Source organism: Komagataeibacter sp. FXV3 (assembly GCF_015155755.1).
GTDB lineage: Bacteria > Pseudomonadota > Alphaproteobacteria > Acetobacterales > Acetobacteraceae > Komagataeibacter.
Map to the genome: position 1 here is coordinate 1 of NZ_VWPI01000058.1, position 26,130 is coordinate 26,130.

The window sequence follows — 26,130 nt, forward strand, 5'->3', positions numbered from 1 at the left end:
ATCCCCCCCCGCCCCGAACCCGGTGAACGGGTCGGGCTGGCGCTGTGCTTTGCTTTCCTGCTGTGGGCCAACTGGGTCACGCCGCTATGGGCGGATGATTACTGCCGCACCATGCCGTTCAACCCCACCACCATCGTGCGGATTGTCTGGGGCAATTACAATTTCTGGACGGGACGGTGGTTCACCACGCTGGTGACCTTTTTCGTGCTGGACCTGCGTCCCTATGGGTCACTTGCGGCCTTTGCGGTGGTGAATGCGGGCATTTTCACCTTTCTGGTCCGTGTCGTGGTGCATATGTGTCGTGCGGCGGCGGGCCAGCCCGCCCCTGCCCGCTGGCGGGACGGGGTAGCGCAGTACCTGCTTGTGTTCCTCATGCTATGGTGGCTGCCGCGCACCATTGGCGAGGTCGCGTTGTGGAAAACCGGGGCCATTGGCTATCTGTGGCCTGTCGCGGGGGAAACGTGGCTGCTGTCGCGCATCCTGTCGCGCCGCACGGACATGAACATGGCGCAGCATGTCGCCACTTTCCTGATCGCCACGTTCCTTGAACCGCTTTCGCTGCTGCTGACACTGGTGCTGGCAGGGGACGCGGCGCGGGCGTGGAAGCGGGGCCAACGCGCGCCATGGCCACTGCTGTGCAGCCATGGGCTGGGCACGCTGATGCTGGGGATCGCGCCGGGCAACTATGTGCGCATGCGCACCATGACGCCCAGTCCGGTCATGGACCGGCTGGATGGGCTGCTGGGCAATCTTGGCAGCCTGTTTGACCCGTTCTGGCTGCCATTTGTGGCGGTGATCGGTATCGGCCTGTTCCTGGGCCGGCGGCAGGCGCTGTTTCCCGCCAGCCTGCGCGCGGGGCACGGGATATGGTTTGTCGGGCTGGCGCTGGCCTATATGGCGCTGCTGATCATGTTCCCACGTGAAGCCCTGGCCGCGCGGGTGTCCTTTCCCGCCAGCGTGCTGCTGGTGTGCTACCTGACCTGCCTGCTGTTTACCTGTCCCGTCGGGCCGGTTTTCAGTCGGGTCGTGGCGTCGGGCTGTGCCGGGCTGGCTGTCATGCATATGGCCATTGTGGTGCCCGATTTTGTGCGTCTGGCGCGCATAAGCCACGACCGGGTGGCCAGCACCCGCGAACAGGTGGCGCGTGACCAGCCGGTTGTCCTGCCCCGCGTCACGATGGGGCCACGGCACAAACTGCTTTATGTGCGCAAGGACATTATTTTCGTGGGTATCAACCCCGACCCGCACAACATGCTGACCATGTGTTTCGCGCAGGCCATGGGGGCATCATCCGTCCGGTCCGTGCCATGACGGATGATAAAAGGTGATAAAAGTCTTCGGGTGCCGCCTTTTTTCAAAAAAGGCGGCGTTTGCCAAAGCCTTTGGAAAAAAAGCTTCACCAAAAACTTTTACTTTGACCTCTTACTGACCACCGTTACCGGGCGGCGGCGCGGACTGCGCGCCCCCTTCGGGCGGGCCATTTTCGGGCGGCTGCTGCTGGTTTTCACGCGCTTCCTTGCGCGCATGGTGGCGTCGCGCCATGCCTGCGGCACAACCGGCCGCCGCCCCGCCCTTGCCATGGCCACTGCCAACGAAATGCCCCGCCACGCCACCGGCGACGGCCCCCTTTACGCAGCCCCCCGGTTCCGCCTGCGCCGCAAGCGGCAGGGCGAGGACAGTCGTGGTGGCAAGGGCCAATGCGGTACGCCTGAAAAACATATCTTATCCCATCAAATTGGTGTTGAAGCCTTTCAACGGTGGATACTGTCCGGGGTTCCCCCGTTTCGTTCCGGCACGGTTTCAAGGGGTATCAGGGAACGGCAGTCATGCAGGGGCAATGGTTGCCAGCCACCGTGGCATCTTTCATCCTCTGCCCATCAACCCAACGGGAGACTGCCGACATGGCCAAAGAACCGACAGACGTCATCCACGCCGCCCTGATCCACGCCGCCGCCACCCTGACGGCCGCGAAAAAGGACGTGATGGAAAAGGCTTCCCCTGACGAGGTGAAGAAGCATTTCAAGACCTTCCTTCACACGCTGGAAGAAGGCTGGCGCGAGCATGAGGCAGGCGATCACCACCATTCCTGATCGCAGGGCATGAATGCACGAAAGGGGGGCGGTACCATCTGGCACCGCCCCCCTTTTTTTCATGTTTCCCGGACGGACCGGGGCCATGCACGCGCTGGTATCCCCGCAAAATGTCCGGCAACCATATGAAAGTTTCTGGTGAAGCTTTTTTCAGGAAGCTTCAGAAAACGCCGCTTTTTTAAAAAAGGCGATACCCAAAAAATTTCCTGTTTTATCAGTATATTATTCCAATCAGCGATGCCCTGTGAAGAACTGGCTCATGTCGCCCTTGGTATCATGGCCCCACTTGTCCAGCTTCTTGCCGGTCCGGTTGCCCCAGTCCTTGGCATTGTCGGTCTTTTCCGCCGCCTTTTCGTGTGCTTCATGGGCCTTTTCACGGGTTTCCGCGCTGGTTTCGTGTGACTTCAGGCGTACTTCACATTCCGCATGATCCGTAACGCCGTCACAGGCATCCGCCAATGCCGGGGCCAGGGTTGCCACGTTCAGTCCGGTTGCGCACAGCCCTGCCAGAATCAGCGTCTTTTTCATGATTACCTTACCTGTCCTAAATGGTTTGTCAGATGCGGGCACGGACGCACCGGACGTCCATGCCGTGTCTGTATGCCAAACGCACCCGGCAACGCGGAGTTGCCTTACGCCCCGTTGCGGAAATCCAGCACCACGCGCCCCTGCACCCGGCCGTGCTCCAGATTGTCGAAAATGGTGTTGATGTTTTCCAGCCTGTCGGGGCTGACCACCGTCGTGACCTTGCCATCGGTAAAGAAGGACATGGCTTCGATCATGTCCAGCCGCGTGCCGACAATGGACCCGCGCACGGTCGTGCCGTTCATGACCATGTCAAAGATGGACAGCGGGAAGTCACCGGGCGGCAGGCCGTTCAGCACCACCGTGCCGCCACGCCGTGCGTACCCCACCGCCTGGCTGAACGCCTTGTCCGACACGGCGGTGACCAGCACGCCATGCGTGCCGCCCGTCTGTTCACGGATATACGCGACGGGATCCTGCTTCAGCGCATTGACGGTCACGCGCGCGCCCAGCCTGCGGGCTTCCGCCAGCTTTTCATCGCTGATATCCACCGCCGCAACATTCAGGCCCATGGCCACGGCGTACTGGATGGCCATCTGCCCCAGCCCCCCCGCGCCGGAAATGGCGACCCATTCCCCGGCCCGGGTATCGGTCATCTTCAGGCCCTTGTACACCGTCAGCCCCGCGCACAGCACGGGCGCCGTCTTGATCGGGTCGATGTCCTTGGGCAGGTGGGCGACGTAATTGGGATCGGCCACCACGTATTCGGCAAAGCAGCCATTGACGGAATAGCCTGTGTCCTCCTGCTTTTCACACAGGGTCTCCCACCCGCCCAGGCAGTGTTCGCAATGCCCGCAGGCCGAATACAGCCACGGCACGCCTACCACGTCGCCGGTCTTGATCCAGTTGACGTTGCTGCCGACCTCGACCACATGGCCGATCCCCTCATGCCCCGGAATGAACGGGGGCCTGGGCTTGGTGGGCCAGTCGCCACGGGCGGCATGCAGGTCGGTATGGCAGACGCCGCAGGCATCGACCTTGACCAGGATCTGGTTGGCGTTGATCTGCGGAATGTCCAGTTCCTCGATCGTCAGCGGCTTGCCGAATTCCCGTACAACCGCAGCCTTCATCTTTCCAGCCATCTTGCACCTTCCGTTCCGATGTCATGGCCCCGGCCATGGAGCCACCATTCCTGCGCCCCCCGCCCGGCCGGCATGGCCGGGCGGGGGGCATCATGTGTGGGCCAAGTGTCCCATCCCTGCCCCGTCGCAACCTTGATCTACGTCAGCCGGTCCCCCGCCCTGCGCGGGCGGCAGACATGCCATCCAGACCACGCGCCAGATCGGCCACCAGCAATGTGCCCGCCTCCAGCCCCACATGCAGCCTGCAGGCCGGCCCCGCACCGGTAACCGACGGGCAGGAACGCGAGATCCCGCCCGTGGTGGGCAGCACAAGGCTTTCGTACCCGCCCCATGACGCGCCAATGCCGAAATGCTGCAGGCCATCAATCATGGCGGTCAGGTCCGCCTGCGTGAAGCCCGCGTCAAACACCACGCCGAACAGCGAGGACGCGCCACTGAAATCCCGCGCCCAGTATTCATGCCCCGGGCAGGACGGCAGGGCGGGATGCAGCACGCGATGCACCTCGGGCCGGGACTGCAGCCACAGCGCCACCCCCAGCGCGGTGGCCGCCTGGCGTTCCAGCCGCGCGCCCATGGTGCGCAGCCCGCGCAGGGTCAGCCAGCAGTCATCCGGCCCCGCCGTCTGCCCCGCCTGTATCGCCGTGTCGCGCAATGGCCGCCAGTGCGCATCCGACGCCACCGTGACCGCGCCGATGATGGTGTCGGAATGGCCCGCCGCGTATTTGGTCAGCGCCTGCACCGAGACATGCGCCCCATGCGCGAACGGGTTGAACAGGCCGATGCCCCATGTGTTGTCCACCACCAGCGTGGCCCCCGCGCGGGCGGCAAGGCGGCCGAGCATGGGCACATCCTGCACCTCGAACGAATGGCTGCCGGGGCTTTCGGCAAAGATCAGGCGGGTATTGGGCTGCACCAGCGCCTGCAGTTCATCCTCGCCCGCCATGGGCGGGAAGTAGGTGACCTCCACGCCAAAGCGCCGCAGCACCCTGTCGGCAAAGCGCCGGGTGGGACCATAGACGGAATCGGACAGCAGGCAGTGATCCCCCGCCTGCAGGTAGGCCAGCAGCGGCAGCGTGCAGGCCGCAAGCCCCGATGGCACGACCTGCGCCTGGGTGCCGCCCTCGATTTCGGCAATGACCGCTTCCAGCCTGTGCTGGATGGGCGTGCCCATGGCGCCGTAAATCAGTTCCGGCCCGTAGCGGCCATGCCCGGCGCGGTCCATGGCCTCCAGACTGGAAAACAGCACGGTGGACCCGCGCCCGGCGGCGGGATTGACGAATACGCCCCTGTCGCCTTCGGGCGCATCACGCCCCATCTGGACAAGCCGCGTGGACATGTCGCGCCAGCCGCGCACGACGCGTTCAAGCAGGTCAGGCGGCACCAGCGCCATGGGATCGGTCATGTCGTCCGCCCTTACGCGCCGCACACGATGGGCGAATCAGGCGTGGACGCCCATTCCGCCCATGACCCGTCATAGACCGCGGGTTCCCCCGCGCCGGCCCCGATACTGACCAGCGCGAGCGCGATCATGCACGCGGTCATGCCGCTGCCGCATGAACATGTCACGGCCGTGCCGTCGGTCACGCCAAGGCTGGCGAATTTTTCCTTCAGCGCGTCAACCGGCAGGAAGCGGCCATTGTCATCCAGCAGTTCGGTATAGGGCAGGCTGCGCGCGCCGGGCATGTGGCCGGATTCGATCCCGGCGCGGGGTTCGGGGTCGCGGCCTTCGAACCGGCCCCGGCTGCGCGCATCCAGGATCAGCCCCGGCAGGCGGCCCTGCACGATATCCAGCACGTCGCCCGTCCCATGTAGCCGACCGTAGCGCGGGCGGCTGACAAACGGCGCGGGGGCGGCAAGGTCCGGGCCGCTTTCCAGTGGCAGGCCAGCACTTTTCCACGCGGCCAGCCCGCCTTCAAGCACCTGCACCCGTTCATGGCCGAACAGGCGCGTCAGCCACCATGCGCGCGCGGCACATGCCATGCCGTCCTGGTCATAGAAAACGATGTGTTTCGTGTTCGCCATGCCGCGTTCGGTCGCAAGGCGGGCGAAGCGGGCCTGACCGGGGATGGTGTGCGGCAGGGGGGAATCCGGGTCGGAGAACGTGTCGATGTCAAACCGCACGGCACCGGCGATATGGGCATTGGCAAAACGCTGCTGCGGGTCGAAGGCCTGTCCCGGCAGCGCCATGGAGGCATCAAGCACAAGGATGTCGCCATGCTGGATGGCCTGTGCCAGGTCGGTGGCTGAAATCAGCGGATGCATACCTTCTCCCGGTGTTTAGGAATTGCGTGTCGCACAATAAGGTGCAGCATACGGCAAGGGAACGAAAGTCCTGAACATTTGTCTTTCGTTTAATGGCAGGAGGGGATAGGCCACCGTTATGGTCGAACGTATCATGATGGGACTGATGCTGGGGGGGATCGCATTCGGCTGCGTCCTGATCCTGTATCCGTTCATGACCGCCCTGCTGTGGGCTGCGATCCTGACCTTTTCCACGTGGCCGGTGTTCATGCGGCTGCGGCGGCACATGTCGCTGCTGCCCGCGGCCCTGATCATGACGGTGCTGTGCGCGCTGGTGCTGGTGGTGCCGCTGGCCGCCGTGGTATCCAACGGCATTGCCGATGTCCCGGCGACACTGCAGTACATGGTGGACGCGGTGGGTACGCTGCACCTGCCGCCACTGCCCGCGCGCATTGCGCATATTCCGCATTTCGGCCCTGAAATTGTTGAAAAATGGCAGAAATGGTCGGTTGATATCGGCAGCATAGACCAGATCGTGCGCCCCTATGCCGGGCGCATCGGGCAATCGATCCTGACCGGCATGATGCAGCTGGCCAGCGGGCTGGCGCACCTGGCCATGGCGCTGTTCATTTCCTTTTTCTTCTGGCTGGGCGGGGATGCGCTGGGGGATACCTTTGTCGCCGTGGTGCGCAGGATCGCGGGCGTGTACGCCGACCGGATCCTGCGCATCGTGGGCCGGACCATACGTGGCACGGTGTACGGCATTCTTGGCACCGCCATCATCCAGGGCATCCTGACCAGCATCGGTTTCGCCATCGCGGGTATTTCCAGCCCCGTGCTGCTGGGGGCTGTCACCGCCTTTGTCGCGGTGCTGCCGATCGGCGCGCCGCTGATCTGGATTCCCGCCGCCGTGTTCCTGCTGCTGACCCATCATCCGGGCTGGGGCATTTTCCTGCTGCTGTATGGCACGATCATCGTATCGGGGGCGGACCATGTCATCCGGCCCATGTTCATCGCGCGCGGGGCGCAGATGCCCTACCTGCTGACGGTGCTGGGCGTGCTGGGGGGCGTGCTGACCTTCGGGGGCCTGGGCATTTTCCTTGGGCCCGTGCTGATTGGCGTGGGCTATACCCTGACTGCCGAATTCGCTGCCGGTGATCCCCGGTCCAAAGACCCCATTCCTGATGAGATACGCGAGCCGTTTATCGAACCATGACCCTAGCGCGCCCCTACCTTCGCCTGCCCTCCATCCAGCCCCGGCACGGCACCCCGCCACAGATGGACCTGACCCCGCCCGAGCGTGAGGGCGAGGCGATCAAGATCGTCAGCTGGAACCTGCTGCGCCGCATCGGGGCGACGGTGCGCGACGTGATCGACCTGATCCGCACCGAACGGCCCGACCTCATGCTGATGCAGGAAGCGACGGTGGAAATCGACACCCTGCCCACGCTGATCGGCGGGCATTACGCACGCTCCCCCCTGCCCGGCCGCATACACGGGCTGGCATGCTGGAGCCCGTGGCCCTACCGCCGCCAGCCGCTGACCTGTACCCTGCCCGCGGGCACGCTGATCCGCCGCGTGGCCCAGATTGTCGATTGCGGAACGGTGACGGTGGCCAATGTCCACCTTTCGCACGGGCAGCTGCTCAACCGCAGGCAGTTGCGCCGCGTCGTGCAGATCCTGCCGCATCAGGCCGCCATCCTGGGCGATTTCAACCAGGTCGGTCCCGCCCTGATCCGGCATTTCCATGACGTGGGGCCACGCGAACCGACGCACCGCATGGCCGACATGCTGCCCATCCGGCTGGACCGCTGCCTTGTGCGCGGCCTGACCTGTGTCGAACGCCACGTGATCGAGAATTACGCATCCGACCACCGCCCCATTTCCGTCCTGCTCAGACCCATGCGCTGACCCTGCCGGTCAGAACAGCCGCCCATGCGCCGGTATGTCGGGCCTGCGGGCATGGCAGTCGCGGCATTCATGCACCGGTCCTGCCTGCCGTCCCTGCTGCTGCAGGTTCAGGTGGCAGCCTTCGCACAGTTCATGGAACTGGTCACGGATGATGGGGGCCAGTTGCGGCGTTTCCTTGTGGCAGGCAATGCAGGTGCGGTGTGTTGCCGGCGTTACCACCGGCCTTAGGAAATCATGGTGGCAGGTGACGCAGTTATAGCCACCATGCGCGCGGTGGTGGAACACAAGGGGAATGTCCTGCCCCGTTGCGACCGTCATCCGGTGCCCTGCCACCAGCAGGGCGAACAGGCCCGCAAGCCCGACAACCGTCAGCACGGGCGCCATCGCGCGCCGCAGGGTTAATGCCGCCATAACACGAACACCACCGTTTCGAACGCACCCACGCACAGCATGATGCCTGCCAGCCTGCGGGCCAGATACGCCGTATGCAGCCGCCGCCTGCGCCCGTCGTGGCGGGCGGGCATGCGCGCCAGCAGCCAGCGTTCCCCCACCGGCAGCACGCAGGCGACCACGGCAATCCCGATGCACATCCAGACCTGCCACCACCGGGCCACATGCACCCGCGTCGCCACGACATGAAAGACCGAGGCCCCCAGCACCGCCATCGCCAGCAATGCATGTGACCGGCGGAACATCGCCGCCGTCGCATAAAGCCCACGCCGCACGCGCTGCAATGCAAGGCATGGCGTGATGACCGCCAGTAGCGCCGCCGCGGCACCGAACTGCATGCCGGGTGCGCCCGATGGCCACAGATCGTACAGTGTCTGCGGATCAACCCATATGACCATCCCGGCATGCAGCGCCACACACCCGACAAACAGCCATGCCAGCCAGCGGTGCAGGGTCAGGAAAAACCGGCCGTCAAAAAAGGGTTCGGGCAGCGGGCGTCCGGTCAGGGCAAACAGCGCAAGCAGGAAAAACAGCGCCGAAAACCCGCACAGCATGCTGCCTTCCCACGCGGTGGACAGGTGCATGACGCCGCAGGACCAGAAACACAGCAGGAAAACGCTATAGGCTGCGCATAATGGCAGGATCAGGAACATGCGACACGCGCCATATGTGGCATGGCCATAAGGGACTGCTTCAGGGAAATCTGTTGATAGAACGTAGTAAAGATTTTTGGTGACGCTGTTTTCAAAAAGCTTCGGAAGACGCTGCCTTTTTGAAAAAAGGTGGCACCCGGAAACTTTTATTGCTTATATGAAATGATAGGCATGCATGCCCACCCCTGTCAATTTGCCCCTTCCCTACAGGTAAGGCAGGAACAGCCGCGCCGCCGCATCACGCATTTTCAGCGGGAAGGACCGGCGGTCCAGGTCATGATGCGTCAGGCGCACATGGCGGTGGGTGGCGATGAAATCATCAATCATGGTCGCCAGTACCTCGTCATACGCTTCCAGGTTTATTTCAAAGTTCAGCCGCAGACTGCGCACGTCCAGATTGGAACTGCCGACAAATGACCAGTGCCGGTCCACCACCATAAGCTTGGAATGGTTGAACGGTGGCCGCGCCAGCCAGATCCGGCAGCCCGAATCAAGGAAACGCGGCAGGTTGGCCGACCGCGCCCAGTCCAGCAGGATATGGTTGCTGTGCCATGGCACGACGATATCGACCTCGATCCCGCGCATGGACGCAAGCGCAAGTGCGGTCAGGAACCGGTCATCGGGCAGGAAATATGGCGTCATGATCCGGATGCTGCGCCGCGCCAGGGTGAAGGCCTGCAGCATGGTGTATTCGATCTTTTCCAGATCCATGTCCGGACCTGCGGTCACGACGCGGCTCAGGCTGGGGCCATGGCTGTCCTGACGCGGGAAGTAGATGTCCGCCGTCAGTTCCTCGCCACGGGTAAAGGCCCAGTCACGGGCAAAAGCCTCGCTCAACTGGTGGACGATCGGGCCTTTTACTTCAAAATGCGTATCCGATACCGGGTGACGGGGATGGGATGCGGCAATGTTTTCCACGCCGATGTTCAGGCCACCCATGAAACCGGTCAGCCCGTCCACCACCAGTATCTTCTTGTGGTCGCGCATGTTGATGAACGGCATGCGCCACGGCAGCATGGAATGCATGAACCGCCCCACCGGCACGCCCGCATCATGCAGGATGCGCCCCACGCCACAGTTGAAATACCCCGACCCCACGCCATCAACCAGCACGCGCACCTGCGCGCCACGCCTGTGGGCTGCGATCAGCGCATCACAGAACTGCCGCCCGATCCGGTCATCACGGAAAATGTACGAACACATCAGCACGCTGTGCCGCGCGCCGTTGATGGCATCCAGCATGCGGGGATAGACGGTGTCCCCATCATGCAGGGGCATGATCGCGTTACCGCCCAGCAGCGGCCGGCCGGTCAGCTTGCCCACCATGGAAGCCAGCGGCGCGAACACCCCGGATTCGTCACGCCGCCATTGCGATGACATGGTGCGGCTGCGCCACGGGTGCTGTCCCGCCATGCGCCGCGCGCGCCGGTGCACGCGGTTGATGCCGAACATCAGGTACAGCGCCCCGCCCGTCAGCGGCATGAGCACGGTCACGCCAATCCAGCCGATGGACGCCCCGACATCGCGCTTGGTCAGCAGCACATGCACCACCACCGCCGTGATAATGGACACGCGCGCCAGCAGCAGGCAAAGATCCCATATGGTCAGGAAATGAAGAAGCATGTCGCACATCCTGTCGCGGCCCGCGGCGTTCCCCCATGGCCGGCAAGGCCCGGTCGTGCTGCCTGCTATATCCTACCAGCCGGGTTTTACACACCCATCTCCGCTGCGGGAAAAACAAAGCATGACAACGCGTAACGCTGCCCCTGTTCCCTTTCACCGCCAACGGCGCGGCAGGCGGGCCTGCGCGGATGGCATGGCGGCGGAACGGCTGGCGATCGCGGATATTCAGGCCCGTGGCGGACAGGTGCTGCTGCACCGTGCCCGCACGCGATGGGGGGAAGTGGATATCGTGGCGCTGCACGACGGCTGCCTGATCTTTGCCGAGGTCAAGGCCCGCCCGTCCCTGCTGGCAGCGGGAGAAGCGATCCGCCCGGCGCAGGTGGCGCGCATCACGAACGCCGCGCAGTTTTTATGCGCGGCCAACCCGCACTGGGTTTACGACAGCATCCGCTTCGATCTGTGCGCGGTGCTGCCAGGCAATGTCGTGGAATGGATACCGGACGCCTTCAGGCAGTACTGAGGGCGCTGTCCGGGATCAGGTGCGGTGGCGGGCCGCCGTGGGGTGAATATGGTGGGCCATCGTGCCATGCGGGTGATAGACGATGGTATGGACCATGGTGTGCCGCGTATGGGCCGCCGTGCTGTGATTGGCCGCCATCAGGACCGGGGCGCCATGACGACCCGCGCGGCGGGCATAGGCCACATGCCGGACCGGCGGCGGGGCCGCGGTCAGCGCACCCAGTGTCAGCCGGTCGGCTTCCATGTCCGTCACGGCGTGGGTACGGGCATGGGCGGGGGTTACGATACTGCCAACAAGACCTGCGCCAAGCAGTAACATTGTAGCAAAACGCAAGTCGCTATAGCGCATCAGGCCCCCTTGTTTTTCAAACCTGCACGAAGCTAGGCGAAAGCACGGGCGCGACGCAAGGGATCTTGTCCACAAAACATGAAACGGGCGGAACATTTCTGTCCCGCCCGTCCAGATCCACCATGATATGGCGCGTACGCACTCAGGCCGCGGCGGTGGCGATGCCCTTTTCCACCAGCAGCTTTTCCAGCTCGCCGGTCTGGTACATTTCCGTCACGATATCGCAGCCACCAACGAATTCGCCCTTGATGTAAAGCTGCGGCACCGTCGGCCAGTTGGAGAAATCCTTGATGCCCTGGCGCAGTTCGGGATCCGCCAGCACGTTTTCGGTCTTGAACGGCACGCCAAGGTGCTTGAGCACCTGCACCACGCGCGCGGAGAAGCCGCACTGCGGGAAGTTGGCGTCGCCCTTCATGTACAGCATGACGGGATTGGCGTCGATCTGCGCCTGGATGCGCTGTGCGATTGTTTCAGCCATTGTTTTCGTTTCCTGCGTTGGGGGTAAGAATCCGTGGTCAGTCCGGGGTCTGCGTCTGCAGGGCCAGGGCGTGCAGCTTGCCGCCCATGTGTCCCTGCAGCGCATTATAGACCAGCTGGTGCTGCCGCACGCGTGGCAGGCCACGAAAGGCCTCGCTCACGACACGGCAGGCATAGTGGTCCCCGTCGCCCGCCAGATCATCGATCTGGATCTTCGCGTCAGGCAGGGCTTCGCGGATATAGGTTTCGATTTCCTGTGCCGTCATTGCCATCTGGCTTAAAACTCCTGCCCTATCGGTCCATCAGTCGCGGAAAGAATTCGGAATGCACCGCGAGCAGACGTGCCTTGGATATTGTGGACCCGCTGGGCAATGTCAAACCCTGCCCGCCCGAACGGCCCAGCCTGCGGCATGGCACATCCGCCTTTGCCGCAAGGGTGGCCAGCGCCTGCCCGTCGCGCACGGCGACGACATAGCGCGACTGGTCTTCACCAAACCAGAAGGCTTCGGGCCGCATGCCCGACTGCGGCGCGTCCAGCACGCAGCCCGCCTGCCCCGCCATGACCATTTCGGTCACCGCCACCAGCACGCCACCATCTGCCACGTCATGACAGGCGATGACGGTGCCATCAAGGATCAGGCCACGCACGAAGTCACCATTGCGCCGTTCGGCCGCCAGGTCGAGTTCGGGCGGTTCCCCATCCTGCGCGCCAAGGATCTCACGCAGCCAGATCGACTGGCCAAGCTGGCCCTTCGTTTCCCCCAGCAGCATGATGTCGCAGCCATCGGGCATTTCCAGCCCGACCGCCTTGCGCACGTCCTCCAGCACGCCCAGGCCGCCAATGGCGGGGGTGGGCAGGATGGACTGTGACGTGCCATCCGGCGCGCGGGTTTCGTTGTACAGCGAGACATTGCCACTGACGACCGGGAAATCCAGCGCGCGGCAGGCGTCGCCCATGCCCGCGATGGCATCGACAAACTGGCCCATCACCTCCGGCTTTTCAGGCGAGCCGAAGTTGAGGTTGTCGGTCACCGCCAGCGGGCGCGCGCCGGTCGCGGTAATGTTGCGCCATGCCTCGGCCACGGCCTGCGCGCCACCCAGCTTCGCATTGGCGCGGCAGTAGCGCGGCGTGCAGTCGGTGGTCAGCGCCAGGCCGATTTCCGTGTCCTCGACCTTCACGATCGCCGCATCGGCCGCACCGGGACGGCGCACCGTCTGCCCGCCCACCGTGCTGTCGTACTGGTTGTACACCCATGCGCGCGATGCCAGATCGGGGCAGCCGATCAGCCGGATCAGCGCCTGTTCCACGCCCACGGGGTCGATGATCGGCTCCATCGGCTGCGGCTTCAGTGCGGGCGCCGTGGGGCGATGGTAGACCGGGGCCTGATCGGCCAGCGGGGCCAGCGGAATGTCGGCTTCCACTTCGCCCTTGTGACGGATCACGATGTTGCCGGTATCGGTCAGGTGGCCGATGACGGCAAAATCCAGTTCCCACTTGTCAAAAATGGCGCGGGCCTGTTCCGTGCGGTCGGGACGCAGCACGATCAGCATGCGTTCCTGACTTTCGGACAGCATCATTTCATATGCCGTCATGCCGCGTTCGCGCTGCGGCACGTTATCCAGGTCAAGGTCGATGCCAACCCCGCCCTTGCCCGCCATTTCAACCGACGAGGAGGTCAGGCCGGCAGCCCCCATGTCCTGAATGGCCACGATGGCGTCGGTCGCCATCAGTTCCAGACAGGCCTCGATCAGCAGCTTTTCGACAAACGGGTCGCCCACCTGCACGGTCGGGCGCTTGGCCAGCGCGTCCTCGTCAAATTCGGACGATGACATGGTGGCCCCGTGGATGCCGTCGCGCCCGGTCTTGGACCCGACATAGATCACCGGGTTGCCAACGCCTGCGGCCGCTGACAGGAAAATACGGTCCTGCCGTGCCACGCCCACCGTCATGGCGTTGACCAGCGGGTTGCCATCGTATGCGGGGTGGAAGTTGATTTCGCCCCCCACGGTCGGCACGCCCACGCAGTTGCCATAGCCGCCCACGCCGCGCACCACGCCATCAACGATACGGCGGGTCTGCGGGTTGTTGGGATCACCAAAACGCAGGGCGTTGAGGTTGGCTACGGGCCGTGCGCCCATGGTGAACACATCGCGCAGGATACCGCCCACGCCCGTCGCCGCCCCCTGATAGGGTTCGATGAAGGAGGGGTGGTTATGGCTTTCCATCTTGAAGATGGCTGCCAGCCCATGGCCGATATCGACCACGCCTGCGTTTTCACCGGGGCCGTGGATGACCCACGGGGCCTTGGTCGGCAGGGTTTTCAGGAACGCGCGTGACGATTTGTACGAGCAGTGTTCCGACCACATGACCGAGAAAATGCCCAGTTCGGTAAACGTGGGCGTGCGGCCCATGATCGACAGGACATTGCCGTATTCTTCCGCCGTCAGGCCGAATTCGCGCGCCAGTGCCGCATCAACGGGGCGCGGTGACTTTGCACTCATCCGACCAGTGCCTCCACAAGTCCCGTAAACAGGGGTTTTCCATCCTCGCCGCCCATCAGCGGATCAACCAGATCCTCCGGGTGGGGCATCATGCCGCAGATCCGCAGGTTTTCGCTGAACACGCCGGCAATGGCGTTCATGGACCCGTTGGGGTTCAGCTGCGGGTCGCCTTCATCCACGCGGCCATCTTCGGCCACGTAGCGGAAGGCCACGCGGTCCGTGTCCTCCAGCATGCGGATGGTGTCGGGGCTGGCGATGTAATTGCCATCACCATGCGCCATGGGGGTGCGGAACACATCGCCCTTCGCCCAGTGGCGGGTGAACGGCGTATCGTTACGTTCCACGCGCAGGAAGCAGTCCTGCGACAAAAAACGCAGCGCCGCGTTGCGCAGCAATGCGCCGGGCAGCAGCTGCGCTTCGGTCAGGATCTGGAACCCGTTGCACACGCCCAGGATATGCCCGCCCTTTGCCGCGAATTCGCGGATGGCGGCCATGATCGGCGCATGGGCGGCCATGGCGCCACAGCGCAGGTAATCGCCATAGCTGAAGCCGCCGGGCAGCACCACAAGGTCACAGCCCGCGGGCAGCGCCGCCTCCCGGTGCCACACCATGGCGGGCGCCCGGCCGGTCACGCCGCGCAGGGCAATGGCCATGTCACGTTCGCGGTTGGTGCCGGGGAAAACTACAATCGCCGCCTTCATTTGCTGCCGCCGCACGGATAGGATTCATGAAGTGCGGTGAACACGGCCTCCCCCGCCGGGCGGGACAGCGTGTCACGGTGGTCCTTCATCCAGCTTACGACCTTGGTGCGCAGGTCCGCCGTGGGGGTTGCGGGGGTTATGCAGAAGGCCGAGACGTCCTTGGTGTCCTTTTCGGCATTACGCTCGAACAGGTGGTCAAGGGCTCCGGAATCGGCAACGCCGGAAATATAGGCGTCACAGATGCCGGTACCGGCGGGCTTGGTGCAGAGTGAACCAAGCTGCTCGCCCGTCAGGCGCGACAGGCGCTGCGCGGATGCATGGGCTGCTGGCAGCCCGACAGCCATGATGCAGCCAAGGGCAAGAAGGCGGGCGATCTTCATCCAACGACCTCCGTTGTGAAGTCCTCGATCACAAGGTTGGCCAGCAGCGCGCGCGCCATGGCGTCGGCCTGCGCGCGGGCGCGTTCGCGGTCGGTTTCGTCAATGTCCAGTTCGATCACGCGCCCGATGCGGACTTCGCCCACATTCTTGAAATCCAGCACGTGCAGGGCGTGTTCCACCGCCTTGCCCTGCGGGTCGAGAACGCCTTCCTTCAGCATGACGGTCACACGCACCTTCATTGCATTACCTCCGGTCCCTTCATGTCGGAATTCGTGGCCTCGGGCAGGATACCCAGGCGCATCGCAACTTCCTGATATGCTTCCTCAACCTTGCCCATGTCCTTGCGGAAACGGTCCTTGTCCAGTTTCTCGCTGGTCTTGGCGTCCCACAGGCGGCAGTTATCGGGCGAGATTTCATCCGCCAGCACGATACGCATGTTGTCGCCCTCGAACAGGCGGCCGAATTCCAGCTTGAAATCGACAAGGATGATGCCGATGCCCATGAACAGGCCGCACAGGAAGTCGTTCACGCGCATGCTCAGCGCCACGATGTCTTCCATGTCATGCGGGCAGGCCCAGCCGAAGGCGGTGATGTGTTCCTCACTCACCATCGGGTCATTCAGGGCGTCGTTCTTGTAATAGAATTCGATGATCGGGCGCGGCAGGCGCGTGCCTTCCTGAATGCCCAGCCGCTTGGACAGCGAACCCGCGGCGACGTTGCGCACCACGACTTCCAGCGGAATGATCTCGACTTCGCGGATCAGCTGTTCGCGCATGTTCAGGCGACGGATGAAATGGGTGGGGATCCCGATATCATGCAGCCGCAGCATGAGGTGTTCGCTGATACGGTTGTTCAGCACCCCCTTGCCGGTGATGATGCCCTTTTTCGCGCCGTTGCCGGCGCTGGCGTCATCCTTGAAATACTGCACGAGGGTGCCCGGTTCGGGCCCCTCGAAAAGGATCTTGGCTTTTCCTTCGTAAAGCTGGCGGCGGCGGCCCATACTCGTCCTTCACATAACGCTGCGGGGACGGGCCGGGAGTGGCCCCTCCCCTGATCTGCGGGATCCGTTGTCGGCATGATCCCTGATGATGCGCATGGCATAGCAGCGATCCGGCCCGGAAGATACCATATTTACCCTGCCTGCGCGCCCGGGGCTGACAGGTTGATGGGCTGGTAGCCCACGCGGTCCGGGGCGCCGGCGGCGAAAAACCATGAATGCCGCCCGTCGCGCGCCACCCCGATGGCCGACGAACTGCAGGTGCCAAAGCCCGAACGCGGCGGGATGTTCAGCTCGCTGCCCGCGGGCAGCGAACGGTCGGACAGCAGCGTGGTCCATGCCGTCCATTGCGGCGGCACGGGACGCATGGCCGCGCGGAACCGCGGCAGGTGGCGGGCGATGCGCGGCATGGCCATGTCATCGGGGTCGGTGGTGGCGACCATGTGCACGCCGGGCGCCAGTGGCTCGACCTGTGGCTGGCCATAGCCGGGACCACGGATGAAAAAGGCGTCATCACCATCGGCCACGATCATGTTGAACGACCGCCATGCGCCCGCGTCGATCGTGGCGATATGCGCCACGGCGTCGCGCGCGGTGGGAAAACGCCCGGCCAGCAGCGGCAGCGCCCCGCGTGAGTTCTTGCCCGGCATCGGGCCAAGGCTGCCCACGCGGTTCATGATCCCCGCCACAACGCCCGCATCATTCAGCGTCAGCCACGACCCGCCCGCGACCTGGTCCTGCCCGCCCACGACATCAGGCTGCCCCGGCCAGTGCCGCCCCGGTGGCAGCCATGGCCGGTCAAGGCGTTCATCACGGTTGGCCGCCATCAGCAGCGGCCATTCCTGGGCCGGGTCGTGGGAAATGACGACTGTGCACACGCCTTGATATCCTGCTGTTGTTTGCGTCAGGCCACGGGTGGTCCGTGGGGTCAGTCCCGCGCGGGGCCGGGCTCACCAAACACGCGGCTGTAGGTATGGTCGATCTGGCGCAGGTGGGCATTGCTGTCCATGGCCGCGTCCAGCACTTCGGGCGGCACCCGGCCCGCGACCTCGGGGTCGGCGTCCAGGTTCTCGCGGAAGGTCCTTGCGCCCTTCTGGCCCAGCTTCGTCCATGTCTCCATGGCGTTGCGCTGGACGATGCGGTACGCATCCTCGCGCAGGATGCCCGCGCGCGCCAGCGCCAGCAGCACCTCGCCCGAATGCACCACCCCGCCCAGGCTGTCGATGTTGGCCTGCATCTGATCGGGATAGACCACCAGCTTTTCCATCATGCCCGCAAGCCGCATCAGCGCGAAGTCGAGGCCAATCGTGCCATCGGGGCAGATGTTACGCTCGACCGAGGAATGGCTGATGTCACGTTCATGCCACAGCGCCACGTTCTCCAGCGCCGGGATGACGTGCGCGCGCACAAGGCGCGCCAGCCCCGTCAGGTTTTCCGACAGCACCGGGTTGCGCTTGTGCGGCATGGCGGACGAACCCTTCTGCCCCTTGTGGAAGAACTCCTCCGCCTCACGCACTTCCGAACGCTGCAGGTGGCGCACTTCGGTCGCCAGACGCTCTATCCCGCTGGCGATCACCGCCAGCGCGCAGAAATACGCCGCATGCCGGTCGCGGGGGATCACCTGCGTGGACACGCCTTCGGGTTCCAGACCCAGCTTCACGGCCACGTATTCCTCAACGCGCGGGTCGATATGGGCATAGGTGCCCACCGCGCCGGAAATGGCGCAGACGGCGATTTCCGCACGCGCGCGGACCAGGCGTTCACGGTTGCGGGCGAATTCGGCATAATGCCCCGCGATCTTCAGGCCGAATGAAGTCGGCTCGGCATGGATTGCGTGGCTGCGGCCGATGGTCAGGGTATGCTTGTGTTCGAACGCCCGGCGCTTCAGCGCCGCCAGCACCGCGTCCAGATCGGCCAGCAGCAGGTCGGTCGCCTGCACCATCTGCACCGACAGGCAGGTGTCCAGCACGTCGGACGATGTCATGCCCAGATGCACGAAGCGGCTGTCCGGCCCCACCTTTTCCGCCAGCCACGTCAGGAACGCGATCACGTCGTGGCGGGTTTCGGCCTCGATTTCATCAATGCGGTCAAGGTCCGCCTGTGAAAAGGCGGCCATGGCGGCATCGCCCTTCGTGCGGATGGTCTTTGCGGCCTCGGCCGGGATCGCGCCATATTCCGCCATGGCTTCACAGGCCAGGGCCTCGATCTCGAACCAGATTCGGTAACGGTTCTCTGGCGACCAGATGGCGGCCATGACGGGGCGGGTATAGCGCGGTACCATGTTCTCGGGCTTCCTTTGCACAGATGGGCGATACGGGATCAGGCGGCCTTCCTAGCCAATTCTGCCGCGTGCGTCTCCCTTATATTCACCTATATTCACCTGTGATTCATAACGTGGCATATAACACGCGCCGGAACGGGTGTGTTTGCATGATGCGGGCGGCAAACGGCATAAAGCGATTGTGAAACCCCGCGCCATTCCCGCCGTGGCCCATTGTCCCAGGAACGTATCTGTCCATGTCCGCCATTTTTTCCGCCTCCTCCCTGTACGCACTGGCGCAGGTTGTCCTGATTGACGTGACGCTGGCGGGGGACAACGCCATCGTGGTGGGGATGGCGGTGCGCAACCTGCCGCATTCCTCGCGCCGAATCGCCATCCTGTGCGGCGTGCTGGGGGCGGCGGTCATCCGCATCTGCCTGGCGCTGGTGGCGGTCAGGCTGCTGGCCATCATCGGGCTGACGCTGGCGGGCGGGCTTCTGCTTTTGTGGGTATGCTGGCGCATGTACCGTGAAATGGGCGGCGACGCCCATGCCGAAGGGGATGCCCCCGCGCCTGCCTCGCTGCGCAACGCCATCATCCGCATCATCGTGGCCGACCTGTCCATGAGCCTTGATAACGTGCTGGCGGTGGCCGGTGCGGCGGGCGAGCACATGGGCGTGCTGGTGGCGGGGCTGGTCATATCGGTGGTGCTGATGGCGGTGGCGGCGTCGCTGATCGCGCGCCTGCTGGAACGCTATCGCTGGATTTCGTGGGTCGGGCTGCTGGTGGTGCTGGCGGTGGCGATCGAACTGATCGTCAAGGGCGGGGGCGAGGTCTGGACCCATGTGGGGAGCGGCGCATAATGCCGCGCCGGGGCCGCCCCGGTCGCGTTGCGGCATGGGGCGTTGCGGCGGGACTGGCGCTGCTGGCCACGACCCCGCTGCATGCGGCCCCTGCCGCACCGCAGGGCAACTGGCCCACGCCTGGACAGGCCGCGACCGGCAATGCCGATGATGACCCCGTCGCCGCCAAGCTGCTGGTTTACCTGCGCCTGCTGTCGGTCGGCGGCACGGCGGAGGAATACGCCACTTTCCTGAACGAAAACCCTTCATGGCCACAGCGTGCGCTACTGCTGGCGCGTTTCCAGCAGAAGCTGGCGGCCGAACCCGATGATACGGTGGCCGGCGCGTTATGCGACCGCCAGCAGTTGACGGACGTGCATGCGCTGGTGCGCTGTGCGCACGCAACGCCCCGCCCGGCCGCACTGGACAGCTGGGCGCGGGTTGCGTGGGTCAACCGCGCCGATACGCAGCCTGATGCGCAGGCCATGCTGTCCACCTTCGGCCCCGTGCTGACGCCACAGGACCACTGGCTGCGTTTCGACCGGCAGGAACGCGCGGGCAGGATTGACGCGGCAACGAAGCAGGTCGTCATGCTGGACACCATCCAGCAGCCCGTCGCCCGCGCCCGCCTGGCCTTCCGCCGCAATGACCCGGATGCCGAGGACACGCTGGCCACCCTGCCGCCCGAACAGCAGGCCGATGGCGCGCTGGTACTGGACCGCCTGCGCTGGCTGCACCATGCGCAGCGGCTGGATGAGGCCCTGGCCCTGTGGCACGAACGCGGGGTGGAAACCGAAAAACAGCAGACCCCGGCGGTTGCCGCGGTTTTCTGGCGCGAACGCGACGCGATGGCGCGCGACCTGCTGCTGGCCCACCGCACGGATGATGCGCTGTTCATGGCCGATGACAGCGCCGATACCGGGTCGGCCACCCGGTACGACGCCCTGTTCCTGACCGGGTGGATCCGGCTGGAATACCTGCATGATGCCGACCATGCGCTGGCGGATTTCACGCCACTGGCGCAGGCCGTGCCCGTCATTACCCGCAGTCGCGGGCTGTACTGGGCCGGGCGCGCGCTCTGGGCGCAGGGACGGCACGGCGCGGCAAGGGCGCAGTGGCAGCAGGCGGCGGCCCTGGCCAACACGTTTTATGGGCAGATGGCCATTGAACGGCTGGCGGGCGACAGCATGAACCAGCTGATCGTGCCCGATCAGGCGGGGCGGCAGATCCGCGGCTATCTGCTGCGCGAACGCGAACCCGCGCCCAGTGTGGCCGATTCCGTGCATTTCGACACAAGTGACCTGGCCCGCGCGGCCGAAATACTGGTGGCGTGGGGCGACCGGCACCATGCCCGTGACTTCATCCTGGCCCTTGATGCGCAGGATACCGGCCCGATGAAGCATGTGCTGGCCGCGCGCATGGCCACCCGACTGGGCATTCCCGATGCCGCCGTGATGGTGGCGCGCCTGGCGGGCAAGGACGGGCTGACGCTGGTCCATGAAGGCTGGCCGCGTGCCTATGCCCCGCCCACGTCCACCCTGCCCGCCGATGTGGAACTGGCGGTGGCGCGGCAGGAAAGCGGGTTTGACGCGGGCGTGGTCAGCCCCGCCCACGCGGTGGGACTGATGCAGCTGCTGGTCCCCACCGCGCGTGAGGTGGCGCGCAAGGCCGGGCTGAACGTGAATGTCAGCGCGGCCAGCCTGACCGACCCGCAGCTGAACATGCGGCTGGGGGCGGCGTTCCTGGCGGATATCGCGCAGCGTATGGGTGGCGCCGTGCCCTATGTGGCCGCCGCCTACAATGCGGGGCCGCACCGCACGGATACCTGGCTCATGACACTGGGCAACCCCGCGCGTGACACGCCCCAGCCGGACGCCATGCTGGACTGGATCGAGAGCATCCCCTTCGGGGAGACGCGCAACTACGTTGAACGGGTGGAGGAAAACATGGCCATTTACCAGGCAACCGATCCGGCGCTGGGCCACGGCTGATGGCGCGCCCCCTGTCCCACCTGATCGCAAGTTTTGGCGGCACGGGGTTCGCCCCGCGCGCGCCGGGCACCGTGGGGTCGCTGGCGGCCCTGATCGTGGGGGTGCCGCTGCTGGGCCACTGGATCTGGATGGCGCTGGCGGTGCTGGTGTGCACGGCGGTGGGATATCGCGCCACGCAGCTTGCCTCCAACGGGAAGGATCACGGCTGGATCGTGATTGATGAGGTCGCGGGCATGTGGCTGGCCATGTTCCCGCTCGCCCCCCTGCGCCTGTCCGCCCTGCGGTGGGCGGACGGGCTGTGGCTGCTGCTGGCGTTTGCCCTGTTCCGCCTGTTTGACATTACCAAGCCCGGCCCGGTGGGCTGGTTCGACCGCAGGCATGACGCCATGGGCATCATGGGGGACGATATCGTGGCGGGAATCATGGCAGGCATCATCCTGACAGGCATCCGTTTCCTGGCGTGATGCGTTAGGACGGGAAAGGAGACCATACCGGATGTTACCTGATACATTCCTTGCCCACATGCCCGACGCGCTGGCCCGCTTCCGTTCGGCGGGATGCCGGGTCGTCACGGCGGAAAGCTGCACCGGCGGCCTGCTGGCGGCCGCCCTGACCGAGGCCGCCGGGTCGTCGGATGTGGTGTGCGGCGGATTTGTCACCTATTCCAACAGCATGAAGGCCCATGCGCTGGGCGTGCCCGCAAAGCTGCTGGAACAGTACGGCGCGGTCAGCCGCGAAGTCGCGGCCGCCATGGCGCAGGGCGCGCTGGCCCATGCGCCGGACGCCAACCTGTCCGTCGCCATTACCGGCATTGCCGGTCCCGGCGGGGCGACAGTGGGCAAGCCGGTGGGACTGGTCTGGTTTGCCGTGGCCACCAATGGCACGGTGGATACGGTGTCCCATCTTTTCGCGGGGGAACGGTGGGATGTGCGCACGCAGGCCGTGCGCACGGCGCTGGCCCTGCTGCTGGACCATGCGGGGCGGCTGTCGGCGGAATAGCCGCTGCTTCAGAAAGCGTTAGTATCCGGCAACCGTGCTGCCCGTTTCAGGCACGCGGATGACCGGTGCGGTCTGGCCCGTGCCCTCGGCCTGCACCGGGTGGCCGGAGCTGGCGACGGGAGCGGCAGGCGCGGTCTTGAGTGACGCACGGGCCTTCTGCAGGCTCTGGTCATTCAGGTCGGCGGTTTCCGCATCACTGGCGGCAACGGATTCCCGGCTGGCGTGATGGGACGACGCGGGCGCTGCAGACGCAGGCTGCGCCATGCACAGCAGCACGCCCCCTGCCATGGCGGTCATAATGATTTTCATGATGGGTATTTCCCTGTCCGGTTTTACGTAAGGGGGATGTCAGGCGTTCCCGGCCTTGGCCGGGCCAACGGGTTGCGCAGGTGCCGCAACGGCGGGCGGCGGCCCGTAGATGTCACGCGCCCGACGGATGAAGGCCGAAACCATAAGCCGCACCGCTTCGTTGAACACCACGCCGATCGCCGCCTGCAGCAGGCGGGAGCGGAATTCGAAATCCACGAAGAAATCAACCAGGCAGCCACGCGGTTCCGGGGTGAAGGTCCACACGTTGTTCAGGTAACGGAACGGTCCCTTTTCATAACTGACGCGGATGGTGCCGGGCGCTTCCAGCAGGACACGACTGGTGAACGTCTCCCGGAAGGGACCAAAGCCAATGGTCAGGTCAGCCACCAGTTCATCCGCCGTGCGGGTACGCACGCGCGCACTGGTGCACCACGGCAGGAACTGGGGGTATTTCCCGACGTCGGCCACCAGGTCAAAAAGCTGGCTGGGGGTATAGGCGATAAGCCGACGTTCGGCATGGGTGGGCATCACTTCATCTCCGTTGCGCCACGTTCTGTCCGCAGGCGTTGTTCACGTGCGGCGCGCAATTCCGCAAAATCAGAATCCGCATGGTACGACGACCGTGTCAGTGGCGAGGAACTGACCTGCAGGAACCCCTTTACACGGGCCATGCCTGCATAATCGGCGAATTCATCGGGCGTTACGAACCGGGCCACCGCAGCATGCTTCACTGTTGGTTGGAGATATTGTCCCAGGGTGATGAAATCAACGTCCGCAATCCGCAGGTCATCCATGACCTGAAGTATTTCGGCCCGTTCTTCCCCCAGCCCCAGCATCAGCCCCGATTTGGTGAAGATGGACGGGTCCAGCCGCTTCACGTCATCCAGCAGGCGCATCGACTGGTAATACCGCGCGCCGGGCCGGATGGTGGGATACAGCCGGGGCACGGTCTCCAGGTTATGGTTGAATACATCAGGCCGCGCGGCCACCACCACCTCCAGGCTGCCGGGCTTGCGCAGGAAGTCGGGGGTCAGGATTTCAATGGTGGTATCCGGGGCGGCCGCGCGTATGGCCGCGATCACGCGCGCGAAGTGATGCGCGCCACCATCGGGCAGGTCGTCACGGTCCACCGATGTTATGACAACGTGCCGCAGGCCCAGCTTCGCCACCGCATCGGCCACGCGCTGCGGTTCATCCGCGTCCAGCGCATGCGGCAGGCCCGTGGTGACATTGCAGAACGCGCACGCACGGGTGCAGATTTCGCCCATGATCATCATGGTGGCGTGGCGCTGGGACCAGCATTCACCGATATTGGGGCAGGCTGCTTCCTCGCACACCGTGACCAGCTTGTTGTCGCGCATGAGCTTGCGCGTCTCGTGATAGGTCGGGTGGTTGGGCGCGCGCACGCGGATCCATTCGGGCTTGCGCGCGATGGGGTTGTCGGGCCGGTGTGCCTTTTCCGGGTGCCGCTGTGCGGCCTCCCCTTTCTTCCGGTGATCGATCATCAAACGCACGGACATGACGCAAAAATTCCCGTAAACAGGCAGATAACCAGAAGTGTAACGCCTGCCCCACCACGTCAAGCGTTCTTGCCACCTTCGCCCCGGCCGGGGATCACAACCGCACGATCAGCCCGGCCATCCCCTGCGTTTCAGACAACAGAAAGTTTCTGGTGAAGCTTCTTGCAAAAAGCTTCAGGGAACGCCGCCTTTTTGAAAAAAGGCGGCGCCCAAAAAAAATTCCCCTTTTTTATCAATCAGATATGCAGTGCCCCGTCATAGGCCGCCAGCACCGCTTCGTGCATGGTTTCCGATATGGTGGGATGCGGGAAGATGGTTTCCTTCAGTTCCGCGTCCGTCAGTTCCCCGGTGCGGGCAATGACGTAACCCTGGATCATCTCGGTCACTTCGGCACCGACCATGTGGGCGCCCAGCAATTCACCGGTGGCGTCGTCAAATATGGTCTTGACCATGCCCTCCGGCTCCCCCATCGCAATCGCCTTGCCATTGCCGATGAAGGGGAAGCGCCCGATACGCAGCTTATGACCCGCAGCCTTCGCCTTTTCCTCTGTCATGCCAACCGATGCCACCTGCGGGCGGCAATAGGTGCAGCCGGGAATGTTCAGCGGGTGGATCGGGTGGACGGTGCGGCCCGCGATCTGTTCGGCCACCATCACGCCTTCATGGCTGGCCTTGTGCGCAAGCCACGGGGCGCCGGCGATGTCGCCAATGGCATACACCCCCTTTTCCCCCGTGCGGCAATAGGGATCGACCTTGATATGGGTGCGGTCCACTTCGATCCCGGTGCCCTCCAGGCCGATATTCTCGACATTGCCGACAATGCCGACCGCCGAGATCACGCGTTCCACCATGACCTGCTGCACCTTGCCGCCCACGGTCACGTCAATGGTGACGGCATTGTCGCCCTTGCGGATCGCGCCCAGCTTCGCCCCGGTCAGGATCTTCATCCCCTGCTTTTCCAGCGCCTTGCGGGCAAAGGCGCTGATTTCCGCATCTTCCACCGGCAGGATGCGGTCGGCGACTTCCACAATCGTCACCTCCGCGCCCATGTTGCGGTAGAAGGAGGCAAATTCGACCCCGATCGCCCCTGACCCGATCACCAGCAGGCTGCGCGGCAGTTCCCCGGGCACCATCGCCTCACGATAGGACCAGACCAGCTTGCCATCGGGTTCCAGACCCGGCAGCACGCGGGCACGCGCGCCCGTGGCCACGACCACGTTGGGCGCGGTCAGGGTGGCGGTTTCCTTCCCATCCACGCTGACCGATACCTTGCGCTGTCCGCCCGCAGTACCCGCCAGCCTGCCAAAGCCGTTGATGACCGTGACCTTGTGCTTTTTCAGCAGGTGCGCGACACCGGCGGAAAGCTGGGCCGCGACATTGCGTGACCGCTTGATGACCCTGGCGAAGTCAAAGCGCACATTGTCCGCCGCAAACCCGAATTCGCCAAGGTTGTGCAGCAGGTGGTTGATTTCGGACGCGCGCAGCAGCGCCTTGGTCGGGATACAGCCCCAGTTGAGGCAGATGCCCCCAAGCTGGGCGGCCTCGACCACCGCGACCTTCAGCCCAAGCTGGCCCGCGCGGATGGCCGCGACATAACCGCCCGGCCCGCCGCCGATGATAATGACATCAAATTGCGTGGTGCTCATCAG

General features: G+C 64.6%; 31 protein-coding genes. 9 read left to right on the forward strand and 22 right to left on the reverse strand.

The window, feature by feature from the left end; genetic code table 11:
* Positions 1–1,311: DUF6056 family protein (locus tag F1542_RS05720; RefSeq protein WP_227672514.1), on the forward strand; the 1,311-nt coding region annotated here is incomplete at its 5' end.
* Between the two features lie 111 nt (positions 1,312–1,422).
* On the opposite strand, the gene F1542_RS05725 is transcribed toward F1542_RS05720, so the two are convergent.
* The gene (locus F1542_RS05725; protein ID WP_193732197.1) at positions 1,423–1,719 is read right to left on the reverse strand and encodes a hypothetical protein; all 297 of its coding nucleotides are present in this window, start codon (positions 1,717–1,719) and stop codon (positions 1,423–1,425) included.
* Positions 1,720–1,901: 182 nt separating this feature from the next.
* On the opposite strand from F1542_RS05725, the gene F1542_RS05730 reads away from it, so the two are divergent.
* The gene (locus tag F1542_RS05730) at positions 1,902–2,090 is read left to right on the forward strand and encodes a hypothetical protein (RefSeq protein ID WP_193732198.1); all 189 of its coding nucleotides are present in this window, start codon (positions 1,902–1,904) and stop codon (positions 2,088–2,090) included.
* Between the two features lie 231 nt (positions 2,091–2,321).
* On the opposite strand, the gene F1542_RS05735 is transcribed toward F1542_RS05730, so the two are convergent.
* From F1542_RS05735 to F1542_RS05750, 4 genes are all read right to left on the reverse strand, one after another.
* Positions 2,322–2,618 (reverse strand): hypothetical protein, encoded by a 297-nt coding sequence (locus F1542_RS05735; protein WP_193732199.1) that lies wholly within the window; start codon positions 2,616–2,618, stop codon positions 2,322–2,324.
* A gap of 104 nt (positions 2,619–2,722) precedes the next feature.
* Positions 2,723–3,757, reverse strand: coding sequence for an alcohol dehydrogenase AdhP (adhP, locus tag F1542_RS05740; RefSeq protein ID WP_193732200.1), 1,035 nt, complete (start codon positions 3,755–3,757; stop codon positions 2,723–2,725).
* 142 nt (positions 3,758–3,899) lie between these two features.
* Positions 3,900–5,159 (reverse strand): cystathionine beta-lyase, encoded by a 1,260-nt coding sequence (gene metC, locus F1542_RS05745; protein ID WP_193732201.1) that lies wholly within the window; start codon positions 5,157–5,159, stop codon positions 3,900–3,902.
* Between the two features lie 11 nt (positions 5,160–5,170).
* Positions 5,171–6,019 (reverse strand): sulfurtransferase, encoded by an 849-nt coding sequence (locus F1542_RS05750; RefSeq protein ID WP_193732202.1) that lies wholly within the window; start codon positions 6,017–6,019, stop codon positions 5,171–5,173.
* 118 nt (positions 6,020–6,137) lie between these two features.
* Here F1542_RS05750 and F1542_RS05755 point away from each other — a divergent pair, with 118 nt between their 5' ends.
* Positions 6,138–7,214 (forward strand): AI-2E family transporter, encoded by a 1,077-nt coding sequence (locus F1542_RS05755; protein WP_193732203.1) that lies wholly within the window; start codon positions 6,138–6,140, stop codon positions 7,212–7,214.
* Positions 7,211–7,909: an endonuclease/exonuclease/phosphatase family protein gene (locus tag F1542_RS05760; RefSeq protein ID WP_193732204.1), complete on the forward strand. Its 699-nt coding sequence runs from the start codon at positions 7,211–7,213 to the stop codon at positions 7,907–7,909. Before F1542_RS05755 ends, F1542_RS05760 begins: the two co-directional genes overlap by 4 nt.
* 9 nt (positions 7,910–7,918) lie before the next feature.
* Here the strand turns inward: F1542_RS05760 and F1542_RS05765 are convergent, their stop codons facing one another.
* The 3 genes from F1542_RS05765 to F1542_RS05775 form a co-directional block, all read right to left on the reverse strand.
* Positions 7,919–8,320, reverse strand: a complete 402-nt coding sequence (locus F1542_RS05765; protein WP_227672515.1) for a cytochrome c3 family protein — start codon at positions 8,318–8,320, stop codon at positions 7,919–7,921.
* Entirely contained in the window at positions 8,308–9,012 is a 705-nt protein-coding gene (locus F1542_RS05770; protein ID WP_193732205.1) for a ferric reductase-like transmembrane domain-containing protein, read from the reverse strand. Before F1542_RS05770 ends, F1542_RS05765 begins: the two co-directional genes overlap by 13 nt.
* Before the next feature lie 204 nt (positions 9,013–9,216).
* Entirely contained in the window at positions 9,217–10,635 is a 1,419-nt protein-coding gene (locus F1542_RS05775; protein WP_193732206.1) for a phospholipase D-like domain-containing protein, read from the reverse strand.
* A gap of 121 nt (positions 10,636–10,756) precedes the next feature.
* Here F1542_RS05775 and F1542_RS05780 point away from each other — a divergent pair, with 121 nt between their 5' ends.
* Positions 10,757–11,155 carry a YraN family protein gene (locus F1542_RS05780; protein ID WP_227672516.1) on the forward strand — a complete coding sequence of 133 codons (399 nt, stop codon included), beginning with the start codon at positions 10,757–10,759 and terminating at the stop codon, positions 11,153–11,155.
* Between the two features lie 15 nt (positions 11,156–11,170).
* On the opposite strand, the gene F1542_RS05785 is transcribed toward F1542_RS05780, so the two are convergent.
* From F1542_RS05785 to purB, 10 genes are all read right to left on the reverse strand, one after another.
* A complete protein-coding gene (locus F1542_RS05785; RefSeq protein ID WP_193732207.1) occupies positions 11,171–11,503 on the reverse strand; it encodes a hypothetical protein in 333 nt (110 codons plus the stop codon).
* Between the two features lie 142 nt (positions 11,504–11,645).
* Positions 11,646–11,981, reverse strand: a complete 336-nt coding sequence (grxD, locus tag F1542_RS05790) for a Grx4 family monothiol glutaredoxin (RefSeq protein WP_193732208.1) — start codon at positions 11,979–11,981, stop codon at positions 11,646–11,648.
* Between the two features lie 37 nt (positions 11,982–12,018).
* Entirely contained in the window at positions 12,019–12,252 is a 234-nt protein-coding gene (locus F1542_RS05795) for a BolA family protein (RefSeq protein WP_010507967.1), read from the reverse strand.
* 19 nt (positions 12,253–12,271) lie between these two features.
* Positions 12,272–14,482, reverse strand: a complete 2,211-nt coding sequence (purL, locus tag F1542_RS05800; RefSeq protein ID WP_193732209.1) for a phosphoribosylformylglycinamidine synthase subunit PurL — start codon at positions 14,480–14,482, stop codon at positions 12,272–12,274.
* Complete coding sequence (purQ, locus tag F1542_RS05805; RefSeq protein WP_193732245.1) at positions 14,479–15,183, reverse strand: phosphoribosylformylglycinamidine synthase subunit PurQ; 705 nt, start codon at positions 15,181–15,183, stop codon at positions 14,479–14,481. Before purQ ends, purL begins: the two co-directional genes overlap by 4 nt.
* Positions 15,180–15,563 (reverse strand): Rap1a/Tai family immunity protein, encoded by a 384-nt coding sequence (locus F1542_RS05810; RefSeq protein WP_193732210.1) that lies wholly within the window; start codon positions 15,561–15,563, stop codon positions 15,180–15,182. Before F1542_RS05810 ends, purQ begins: the two co-directional genes overlap by 4 nt.
* A complete protein-coding gene (gene purS, locus F1542_RS05815) occupies positions 15,560–15,802 on the reverse strand; it encodes a phosphoribosylformylglycinamidine synthase subunit PurS (RefSeq protein WP_193732211.1) in 243 nt (80 codons plus the stop codon). The genes F1542_RS05810 and purS overlap by 4 nt, the downstream gene beginning before the upstream one ends.
* On the reverse strand, positions 15,799–16,563 hold the full coding sequence (gene purC / locus F1542_RS05820; protein WP_061274201.1) for a phosphoribosylaminoimidazolesuccinocarboxamide synthase: 765 nt from the start codon (positions 16,561–16,563) through the stop codon (positions 15,799–15,801). Before purC ends, purS begins: the two co-directional genes overlap by 4 nt.
* Positions 16,564–16,694: 131 nt before the next feature.
* Complete coding sequence (locus tag F1542_RS05825; protein ID WP_193732212.1) at positions 16,695–17,438, reverse strand: NRDE family protein; 744 nt, start codon at positions 17,436–17,438, stop codon at positions 16,695–16,697.
* A 50-nt stretch (positions 17,439–17,488) separates the two neighbouring features.
* Positions 17,489–18,841 carry an adenylosuccinate lyase gene (gene purB / locus F1542_RS05830; protein WP_193732213.1) on the reverse strand — a complete coding sequence of 451 codons (1,353 nt, stop codon included), beginning with the start codon at positions 18,839–18,841 and terminating at the stop codon, positions 17,489–17,491.
* Positions 18,842–19,077: 236 nt separating this feature from the next.
* On the opposite strand from purB, the gene F1542_RS05835 reads away from it, so the two are divergent.
* The 4 genes from F1542_RS05835 to F1542_RS05850 are packed head-to-tail and all read left to right on the forward strand — an operon-like array spanning position 19,078 to position 22,652.
* Positions 19,078–19,683 (forward strand): YjbE family putative metal transport protein, encoded by a 606-nt coding sequence (locus F1542_RS05835; protein WP_193732214.1) that lies wholly within the window; start codon positions 19,078–19,080, stop codon positions 19,681–19,683.
* Entirely contained in the window at positions 19,683–21,653 is a 1,971-nt protein-coding gene (locus F1542_RS17405; protein ID WP_193732215.1) for a lytic transglycosylase domain-containing protein, read from the forward strand. Before F1542_RS05835 ends, F1542_RS17405 begins: the two co-directional genes overlap by 1 nt.
* Positions 21,653–22,117: a phosphatidylglycerophosphatase A gene (locus F1542_RS05845; RefSeq protein WP_193732216.1), complete on the forward strand. Its 465-nt coding sequence runs from the start codon at positions 21,653–21,655 to the stop codon at positions 22,115–22,117. Before F1542_RS17405 ends, F1542_RS05845 begins: the two co-directional genes overlap by 1 nt.
* Positions 22,118–22,148: 31 nt before the next feature.
* Positions 22,149–22,652 (forward strand): CinA family protein, encoded by a 504-nt coding sequence (locus F1542_RS05850; protein ID WP_193732217.1) that lies wholly within the window; start codon positions 22,149–22,151, stop codon positions 22,650–22,652.
* A gap of 18 nt (positions 22,653–22,670) precedes the next feature.
* Here the strand turns inward: F1542_RS05850 and F1542_RS05855 are convergent, their stop codons facing one another.
* The 4 genes from F1542_RS05855 to lpdA all read right to left on the reverse strand — a co-directional run bounded on the left by F1542_RS05855 (position 22,671) and on the right by lpdA (position 26,127).
* Complete coding sequence (locus tag F1542_RS05855; RefSeq protein WP_193732218.1) at positions 22,671–22,961, reverse strand: hypothetical protein; 291 nt, start codon at positions 22,959–22,961, stop codon at positions 22,671–22,673.
* A 39-nt stretch (positions 22,962–23,000) separates the two neighbouring features.
* Positions 23,001–23,489 (reverse strand): type II toxin-antitoxin system RatA family toxin, encoded by a 489-nt coding sequence (locus F1542_RS05860; RefSeq protein ID WP_193732219.1) that lies wholly within the window; start codon positions 23,487–23,489, stop codon positions 23,001–23,003.
* The gene (gene lipA / locus F1542_RS05865) at positions 23,489–24,481 is read right to left on the reverse strand and encodes a lipoyl synthase (RefSeq protein WP_193732220.1); all 993 of its coding nucleotides are present in this window, start codon (positions 24,479–24,481) and stop codon (positions 23,489–23,491) included. Before lipA ends, F1542_RS05860 begins: the two co-directional genes overlap by 1 nt.
* A gap of 236 nt (positions 24,482–24,717) precedes the next feature.
* Positions 24,718–26,127 (reverse strand): dihydrolipoyl dehydrogenase, encoded by a 1,410-nt coding sequence (gene lpdA / locus F1542_RS05870; protein ID WP_193732221.1) that lies wholly within the window; start codon positions 26,125–26,127, stop codon positions 24,718–24,720.
* Positions 26,128–26,130: the final 3 nt, after the last annotated feature.